Here is an 8,471-nt window from a genome sequence, read left to right as displayed (position 1 = left end):
CTTGATAGGCGCTGCGGATGCGGGCCAGGCACGCCGCATGATGTGTCGGGGTGAAGCGGGCCAACGAACGGCCCAGGCGGGAGAGATTGCTCTCGCGCCAGCGTGCATCCGTGGGAGCCTCGGCATGCAGCTGGCAGCGATCGAGATCGATCACGTAGACGCGTTCGCTTTCATCGATCAGCAGGTTGCGTGCGTTGAGGTCGACATGCTCGAGCCCGGCGTCATGCACGGCGCGAATGGCGTGGCCTGTGGCGTCGAGCAGGCGAAGCAGAGCCTCGGGCAGCTCGGCCCCGGCAGTCAGGCGCTGTGCTTCGAGGGCGATCAGGTCATCGGCGAAGGCGCGTGCGCCGGGAATCAGCACCGTGATCAGGGCGGCCTCGTAGGTCAGACCATGCCGCCACACGCAGGCACCGACGGGCTCTGGCACCGGCAGCCCCTGGCGATACAGACGCTCCGTCAGGCGCAGTTCGGCGAAGGCGCGGGTGCGCTCAAGGCCGGTATAGAGGTAGCGCTGACTGGCGAGCTTCGCGATCAGGCCGCCGCGACGATAGGGGCGCAGTGCCCAGCGGCGAGCCGGTGTCGCGGTGGTATTGGCGGGTTGCAGTTCGGCGGGCAAACGACAGACATCGAGGAACAGACTCGCCCCGCGCCCCGGCGCTTCGCCGGTCACGGCGTCGTGTTCACGCCAGAACGATGGCATGAACCAGTCCGGCGTCATTTGTGGCGCTGTTTCGCCATCATATAGAATGTGGGCATTCTCATTTCGGAAAACTGCCATCCGCATGAAGCATCCTCTCCCTGCCCAGCCCGCACATATCTGCGTGCTCCGGCTCTCCGCTCTCGGCGATGTCTGCAATCTTGTGCCAACGGTACGCGCCTTGCAGCGTCAGTGGCCTGAGGCCCGCATTACCTGGATCGTCGGCAAGGGGGAGCACAGTCTACTGTCCGGCCTGACCGGGGTCGAGTTCGTGGTCTATGACAAGTCCACCGGCCTTGCGGGCATGCGCGCCATCTGGCGGCAGCTCAAGGACACGCACTTCGATGTGCTGCTGCACATGCAGCAGGCACTGCGTGCCAGTGCGCTGTCCCTGGGCCTCAAGGCCAAGGTGCGCATCGGTTACGACCGTGCGCGCGCCAAGGACTGGCAGTACCTCTTTACTTCCCATCAGCTGGCCCCGAGAGAGCGCGCCCACGTGCTGGAGTCGTTCATGGACTTCGCGCGTACGCTGGGTGTCGAGGACTGCCGCCTCGACTGGCGCCTCGATGTACCGCCCGAGGCCTACACCGAAGCCGCACGCGTCACCGGTGAGGCGCCGTATCTGATCATCAGTCCGTGTGCCAATCCGCGACTGCGCAACTTCCGCAACTGGTCGCCGGAAGGCTATGCGGCGGTCGTCGATCATGCCTGGCAGCAATATGGCATCCGCAGCGTGATGACCGGTGGCGGCAGCCCGCAGGAACGTGAAATGGGCGCGCGCATCAAGGCGCTGGTCAGCGAAGGCGCGGTCATCGATGCCATCGGTGGCACCTCGCTCAAGGGCCTGTTGGCGATGATCGATCGCGCCGTGGCCGTGATCGCGCCGGATTCCGGCCCGGTGCACATGGGCAATGCGCTCAACACGCCGGTGATCGGCCTGTACGCCACCACCAACCCCGAGCGCGCGGCACCGTACTGCTGGCAGCATCTGGTGGTCAATCGCTATCCGGACGCCGTGAAGACCTATCTTCACAAGCAGATGGACGAGATCAACTGGGGCCAGCGCGTGCGCCATCAGGACGCCATGAGCCTGATTCGCGCCGAGGATGTCATCGCGCGCCTCGCTGAGCTGCTGGCGGACACCGATGGCGTCATTCGTGGCCAGAGCTGCGAACGTCTGCCGGTCGCGGCTGTCTCCTCTACGGATACCTCTTCTTCCCAATCCCCCTCTGCACGCGGAGACGCCTGATGAAGCTTGATCTGACTGCGCTTGAACAGGCTCGCCTGCTGGTCGTGGGTGATGTGATGCTCGACCGCTACTGGCACGGTGGCACCTCACGCATCTCGCCGGAAGCACCGGTACCGGTGGTACGAGTCGGCGAGAGCGAAGACCGCCCCGGCGGTGCCGCCAACGTCGCGCTCAACATCGCCTCGCTCGGCGCACATGCCACCCTCGCGGGTGTGGTCGGTGAGGATGACAACGCTGCCATCCTCACGCGCGCGCTGGAAAACGCCAATGTCATCACGCGCTTCCAGGCCAGTGACAGCGTGCCGACCATCACCAAGCTGCGCGTGATGAGCCGCAATCAGCAGCTGCTGCGCCTCGATTTCGAGGAGCCGCTGCACGAGGTGGATACCAGCGCGCTGGTGAGCCAGGTCGAGGCCGAGCTGGGCGCCAGTGGCGTGATGATTCTCTCCGACTACGGCAAGGGCTCGCTGAATCAGGTCGAGGCGCTGATCGCCGCTGCGCGTGCGGCGGGCAAGCGTGTGCTGGTCGACCCCAAGGGCAGTGATTTCTCGCGCTATCGCGGCGCCAGCATCATCACCCCCAACCTGACCGAATTCGAGACCATCGTCGGGCCGTGCCGCAGCGATGAGGAACTGGCCGAGAAGGGCGAGGCACTGCGTGCCGAGCTCGAGCTGGAAGCCCTGCTGGTGACGCGCAGCGAGAAGGGCATGACCCTGATCCGCGAGGGCTATCAGCCGCTGCACCTGCCGACGCATGCGCGTGAGGTCTACGACGTCACCGGTGCCGGCGATACGGTGATCGGCGTGCTGGGCCTGGCGCTGGCGGCCGGTCACGCCTTCCCGGAAGCCGTGATGCTGGCCAACCTGGCCGCGGGTCTGGTGGTCGCCAAGCCGGGCACCGCGACCCTGTCGGTGGCGGAGCTCTACACCGCGCTGCACGGCGACAAGCTGGCGGAATTCGGCGTGATCCAGGAGTCCGCGCTCATCCCGGCAGTCAAGGCCGCCCAGGCACGCGGCGAGCGTGTGGTGATGACCAATGGCTGCTTCGACATCCTGCACGCCGGTCACGTGGCCTACCTGCAGGAAGCGGCACGCCACGGCGATCGCCTGATCGTGGCCGTCAACGACGACGACTCGGTGGCACGCCTGAAGGGGCCGACACGCCCGATCAACCCGGTGCTGCGCCGCATGCAGGTGCTGGCGGGCCTCGGTGCGGTCGCCTGGGTGGTGCCCTTCAGCGAGGACACCCCGGCACGCCTGATCGAGGCCGTGCTGCCGGATGTGCTGGTCAAGGGCGGCGACTATCGTCCCGAAGAGATTGCCGGGGGAGAGGCGGTTATCGCCAATGGCGGTGAAGTCCGCGTGCTCGGTTTCGAGGACGGCGTCTCCACCACCGCGATGATCGCCACCATTCTCGATCGCGAGGACTAGGCGTGAGCCTTGCCCGCGGCCTCTACAGCACCGCGCTGACCCTGTTGTCGCCCCTCATCTGGCAGCGGGTCTGGCGCGAGCACGATGCCCAGCACCCGCGCCTGGAGCGGCTGGGTATCATCCCCTCTACGCCGAGCACCACGCCCGACAGTGAGCGCCCCATCTGGCTGCACGCCGCCTCGCTGGGCGAGGTGGTGATGGTGGCGAGTCTCGTCGAGGCACTGCGTCAGCGCTACCCACGGCGCCCGCTGGTGCTGACGACCATGACAGCCACCGGCGCTGCACAGGCCGCACGTCTGCTGCATACCCCGCAGGGCTCGCCCGAGCTTGCCCCGGCCCGTCACCATTATCTGCCGCTGGATTTCCCGCTGAGCGCGCGGCGCTTCGTGCGTCGGCTGCGTCCGGCGCTGGCGATCATGGTGGAAACCGAGCTGTGGCCCAACCTGATGGCGGCCTGCGCGCGGGATGACATTGCGCTGTGCGTCATCAATGGCCGCCTGTCGCCGCGCGCCTTCCAGCGCTATCGCAGGATCGGCGCCCTGATGCGCGACAGTCTTGCTCACGTCAGTGGCCTGTCGGCCAAGTCGCAGCAGGATCTGGAGCGTTTCATGGCGCTTGGCCTGCCGCCAGCGTGCGGCGCGGCCGTCGGCTCGCTCAAGTTCGAACTGGACATTGCTGAACAGGTCATTGCCGACGGCCAGTCGCTGCGCCAGTCATTCGCGCAGCGGCCGGTATGGATCGCCGCCTCGACGCATGACGGCGAGGATGGCCAGATACTCGCGGCGCATGCCGCGGTGCGTGACCAGCATCCTCAGGCCTTGCTGCTGTTGGTACCGCGCCATCCGCAGCGCTTCGAGGCAGTGGCCGCTCAGGCGGCGCAGTGGTGTCAGGCGCGCGGCGAGAGCAGCCTGCGGCGCAGTGCCATGTCAGAGAGCGGCACCGAGGTGGTTGGCGCCGTATCGGTACTGGTCGGTGACAGTCTCGGGGAATTGCTGACGCTGTATGCGGCCAGTGATATCGCCTTTATCGGCGGCAGTCTGATGCCCATCGGCGGGCACAACCTGCTCGAGCCCGCCGCGTTGGGGCTGCCACTGCTGAGTGGCCCATCGCTGGACAACTTCAGCGAGATCGCCGAGGTGATGACCGCGGAAGGCGCGCTCCAGGTCGTTGCGGATGACGCGGCATTGGCCGAGGCGGTGAATGCGCTGTTCTCGGATCAGGCCGCGCAGCAGAAGGCAGGCCAGGCGGCCAGCCAGGTCGTGGAGCGCAATCGCGGCGCGCTGAGTGGCACCTTGGCGATGCTCGAGCACCACCTGCCGCTGTGACGTCCCTGCGCACGCAAAGTGTGCATTGACTGTCTGGTCAGACAGAAAACGCCGCACAATCGTGCGGCGTTTTCTGTTTGTCAGTGGTCTGGCGCTGCGAGTGGCCTGGCTCTTTCCTGCGAAGCAATCGACAGGCTCGGCAATCTGCAGCTCAGCAGTCGACAAGCTCGGCTGTCACGCCCATTTCTGCCTCCAGCGCCCCCAGGCAATCACGTGCGGCGGGGCTGGCATTGCTGATCACCACATCAAAGTCACTCAGCGGGGCGATGAAGGCGGGGCGCACCATCTCGAACTTGCGCGCATCGACGATCAAGAAGCGCTGCATCGCGCTTTCCAGAGCGGCCTGCTTGGCTGCGACCTCATGGAAATGGAAGCAGCTGACGCCTCGCTCGGCATGCACTCCGCCCGCCGAGAGAAAGGCCTTGTTGATGCCGAGGCGGCGGATGGCTTCCGGCATGTCGGTGGCGGTGAATGACTGGGTGGCCGGGTGAAACAGGCCCCCCAGCATCACCAGCCGCACCCCGGGCAGATGGCCGACCGCATTGGCCACATTCAGGGCGCAGGTCACCAGGGTCAGCGTCTGCTGGCGGTCGATGGCGGCCGCAAGATGGACCAGCGTGGTGCCGCAATCCACGTACAGGGTGTCGCCGTCCTCGATATGACTGGCCAGCTGCTGGCACAGCGCTTGCTTGATCGGGGCGCTGGCGTCGATCTCGCGATCCAGGCGATAGACGCTGCCGGCGGATGAATCGACCAGCAACAGGCGGCCACCCAGAATTTCCAGCAGTCCGTTGCTGTGCGCCACGTCGCGACGAATGGTCATCTCCGAGACGGCGCATAGCTGTGCGGCGTCGCTCAGTTGCAGAGGGCTGCCTTCGCGCAGAATGGCCTGCAGGCGGTCGAGTCGGGCGGCGCTGTGATTGTTCATGCGGCTTTTGTCCTTTGGTGCCGGTTCCGATGAGGGAGCGTTGGCGAAAACCTGGGCTGAAGCGCCACGTCCCACGTCAGAAGCAGATGATAAACCACTGACACACAGGGAGAACCTCAAAAATGCCCCTGACACTGCCAGTCTGGCACTGGAAGACAAGTGGGCGTGAGGTAAAACGGACGTATTGACTATTTGGTCAGGCTGTGACTTTTTGAACATGGTGAGAATGCAGGATAACACTGCACGACGTTGAGAACGGGTCGTCGCAGCCCTGCACGCAGCACCCATAACAACCACAAGAACCCTCAGGATCTTCCCAATGAATCCCCTCATGAGTCTCGTCGGGATGGCTTCGCTCATCCTCATTGCCGTGGCGCTGTCGTCGAATCGACGCGCCATTCGCCTGCGTACCGTGGGTGGTGCCTTTGCCATCCAGCTGGCCATCGGCGCCTTCGTGCTCTACACCTCCTTCGGCCAGGGAGTGCTGGCCGGTGTCTCCGGTGCCGTCAGTCAGGTGGTCAACTATGCCGATCAGGGCATCAACTTCCTGTTTGGCAGCCTGGCCAATCCGGGCAGTGGTGTCGGCTTCATCTTCGCGGTCAAGGTGCTGCCGATCATCATCTTCTTCTCATCGCTGATCGCGGTGCTCTACTACCTCGGCATCATGCAGTGGGTGATTCGCCTGCTGGGCGGCGGCCTGCAGCGTGTGCTGGGCACGTCGCGTACCGAGTCGCTCTCGGCCACGGCCAACATCTTCGTCGGTCAGACCGAGGCGCCGCTGGTGGTCAAGCCGTATCTGGCCAGCATGACGCGCTCCGAGCTGTTCGCGGTGATGTGTGGTGGCCTGGCCTCCGTCGCCGGTTCGGTGCTGGGCGGCTATGCGGCGCTGGGCATTCCGATGGAGTACCTGGTGGCGGCATCCTTCATGGCCGCGCCCGGCGGGCTGCTGTTCGCCAAGCTGCTGTTCCCGGAGACGGAGAAGCCGGATGACTCGATCGCCCTCGCCGATGCCGCCCTCAAGGATGATGATGCGCCCTCCAATGTGCTGGACGCTGCGGCCTCCGGTGCGTCTTCCGGCCTCAAGCTGGCGGCCAATGTCGGGGCGATGCTGCTGGCCTTCATCGCGCTGATCGGCCTGATCAACGGCATTCTCGGCGGCGTGGGTGGCTGGTTCGGCATGGACACGCTGAGTCTCGACATGATTCTCGGCTGGTTGTTCGCGCCGCTGGCCTTCCTGCTGGGCGTGCCGTGGAGCGAGGCGACCCTGGCGGGTTCCTTCATCGGCCAGAAGCTGGTGGTGAACGAGTTCGTCGCCTACATCAATCTGGCGCCCTACCTCAGCGGTGACAGCATCGTCGCGGCCACCGGCGCGGTGATGACGCCCTACACCATGGCAGTGCTGTCGTTCGCGCTGTGCGGCTTCGCCAATCTGTCGTCGATCGCCATCCTGCTGGGGGGGCTGGGCAGTCTGGCACCGACACGCCGTCATGAGATCGCAAGCCTGGGGCTCAAGGCGGTACTCGCCGGCACGCTGTCCAATCTGATGTCGGCGGCGATTGCCGGTTTCTTCCTGGCGCTGGCGGCCTGATGCATTCCTCGCTCTCCGCCCGGTCAGTCGACGGGAGCCATCCTGCCGGCATGCGCCGGGCGGCAAGCGAGGAAACATCGGGGTGTCAGCTCGGGGAAGCCGGGAGTGGCAAGGTGCTTGGCGAGAGTGTGAAAAGGTTCACATTGTCGTCGAGGGCACGTTGATCATCCCCGAAATGTCGCTCTGTCGTTTTTGCGAGGAAGTGCTAACATCGCCGCCTTTCCAGACTGGGCCCCGTGCGAGTTTCACTCCCGCGCCTTCGTCGGACTTCATAGCGACAAGACCCGCTCAGCGGGCAAGACCACAAGAATTCGAACAGTCTCATCATTCAGGACAGGATCGTTACGCGATGACCATGCTCAAGACCCTCGCGGCCAGCACTCTGGCTGCCACCACGCTGCTGACCGCTGCAGCACCGGCGCAGGCTACTGACTTCAATGGCGATATCCACGCCAATGATTACAAGTGGCTGACCTTCAACCTGATGCGCAGTGAAGACAACCGCCTGCCGTTCCGCAACAGCGAAGATACCTACCTGGAGATGGAGTTCGGCGGCCGCTCGGGCATCGTCGATCTCTACGGGTATGTCGACTTCTTCGACCTGCTGGACGACAGCTCCGATGACCTGAACGACGGCGACAACTTCTTTGCCAAGCTGGCGCCGCGCTTCTCGCTGGACGCCATGACCGGTTACGACCTGTCGTTCGGCCCGGTGGATGAGCTCTACATCGCCACCGTCACCAACATCGGTGACAACGGCGCATTCGGCGGTCTGTGGGAGCACTACGTCGGCCTGGGCAGCGATGTGCAGGTGCCGTGGTTCGGCAAGATGGGCTTCAACCTCTACGCGCGTTACGTGCGTGAGAACTACGGCGGTGAAGACGAGAGCAAGTGGGACGGCTACATGGCCTCCACCAACTGGTTCAAGCCGTTCGTCAACTTCGATGATGGCAGTTTCATCGCCTATCAGGGCTACCTGGACTACAAGTTCGATGCCGACGAAGTGGGCAGCCAGGCGGGCCGCAGCGTCAACAGCATGGAGTGGTTCAACGGTATCTACTACCACACCCAGCGCTATGCGATCGGCTATGGCCTGAAGTACTACAACAACATGGCGTTCTTCACCGATGGCTCCACTGCCACCGGCGTTCGCCAGGACACCACCGGCTTCGGCAACTACTTCAGCATCAACTACAAGTTCTGATCACCGCTTCGCTCTCGCTGAGCGACCGGCGCTAAAACAGAAACGGGAAG

Annotated in this window: 7 protein-coding genes; 5 read left to right on the top strand and 2 right to left on the bottom strand. The window is 64.6% G+C overall.

Annotated elements, in window-relative coordinates; genetic code table 11:
* A partial coding sequence (locus AC4FAH_RS10045; protein ID WP_490245970.1) for a 3-deoxy-D-manno-octulosonic acid kinase occupies window positions 1-778 on the bottom strand: 778 nt, incomplete at its 3' end.
* A 4-nt stretch (window positions 779-782) separates the two neighbouring features.
* Between AC4FAH_RS10045 and AC4FAH_RS10040 the strand changes: the two genes are divergently transcribed.
* Genes AC4FAH_RS10040 through waaA form a run of 3 tightly spaced genes read left to right on the top strand, consistent with a single transcriptional unit; the run spans window position 783 to window position 4,701 of the window.
* Complete coding sequence (locus tag AC4FAH_RS10040) at window positions 783-1,946, top strand: glycosyltransferase family 9 protein (protein WP_153635005.1); 1,164 nt, start codon at window positions 783-785, stop codon at window positions 1,944-1,946.
* Window positions 1,946-3,376, top strand: coding sequence for a bifunctional D-glycero-beta-D-manno-heptose-7-phosphate kinase/D-glycero-beta-D-manno-heptose 1-phosphate adenylyltransferase HldE (gene hldE, locus AC4FAH_RS10035; protein ID WP_043331637.1), 1,431 nt, complete (start codon window positions 1,946-1,948; stop codon window positions 3,374-3,376). Before AC4FAH_RS10040 ends, hldE begins: the two co-directional genes overlap by 1 nt.
* A gap of 2 nt (window positions 3,377-3,378) precedes the next feature.
* Complete coding sequence (gene waaA, locus AC4FAH_RS10030; RefSeq protein ID WP_490245969.1) at window positions 3,379-4,701, top strand: lipid IV(A) 3-deoxy-D-manno-octulosonic acid transferase; 1,323 nt, start codon at window positions 3,379-3,381, stop codon at window positions 4,699-4,701.
* 151 nt (window positions 4,702-4,852) lie between these two features.
* Here the strand turns inward: waaA and AC4FAH_RS10025 are convergent, their stop codons facing one another.
* Window positions 4,853-5,629 (bottom strand): DeoR/GlpR family DNA-binding transcription regulator, encoded by a 777-nt coding sequence (locus AC4FAH_RS10025; protein WP_054556386.1) that lies wholly within the window; start codon window positions 5,627-5,629, stop codon window positions 4,853-4,855.
* Window positions 5,630-5,948: 319 nt separating this feature from the next.
* Between AC4FAH_RS10025 and AC4FAH_RS10020 the strand changes: the two genes are divergently transcribed.
* Together AC4FAH_RS10020 and AC4FAH_RS10015 are read left to right on the top strand one after the other, a co-directional pair.
* A complete protein-coding gene (locus tag AC4FAH_RS10020; protein WP_043331634.1) occupies window positions 5,949-7,217 on the top strand; it encodes a NupC/NupG family nucleoside CNT transporter in 1,269 nt (422 codons plus the stop codon).
* A 349-nt stretch (window positions 7,218-7,566) separates the two neighbouring features.
* Window positions 7,567-8,421, top strand: coding sequence for an outer membrane protein OmpK (locus AC4FAH_RS10015; RefSeq protein WP_082388693.1), 855 nt, complete (start codon window positions 7,567-7,569; stop codon window positions 8,419-8,421).
* Window positions 8,422-8,471 lie beyond the last annotated feature (50 nt).

This window comes from Cobetia sp. (genome assembly GCF_983723665.1).
Note: the sequence above shows the minus strand (reverse complement) of the source record. Positions and strands in the feature narration are given on the sequence as shown.

Excerpts from the sequence above, each read along its gene's own strand:
- AC4FAH_RS10040 (WP_153635005.1), top strand. The coding sequence starts at position 783 with ATGAAGCATCCTCTCCCTGCCCAGCCCGCACATATCTGCGTGCTCCGG.
- hldE (WP_043331637.1), top strand. The coding sequence starts at position 1,946 with ATGAAGCTTGATCTGACTGCGCTTGAACAGGCTCGCCTGCTGGTCGTG.
- AC4FAH_RS10025 (WP_054556386.1), bottom strand. The coding sequence starts at position 5,629 with ATGAACAATCACAGCGCCGCCCGACTCGACCGCCTGCAGGCCATTCTG.
- AC4FAH_RS10020 (WP_043331634.1), top strand. The coding sequence starts at position 5,949 with ATGAATCCCCTCATGAGTCTCGTCGGGATGGCTTCGCTCATCCTCATT.
- AC4FAH_RS10015 (WP_082388693.1), top strand. The coding sequence starts at position 7,567 with ATGACCATGCTCAAGACCCTCGCGGCCAGCACTCTGGCTGCCACCACG.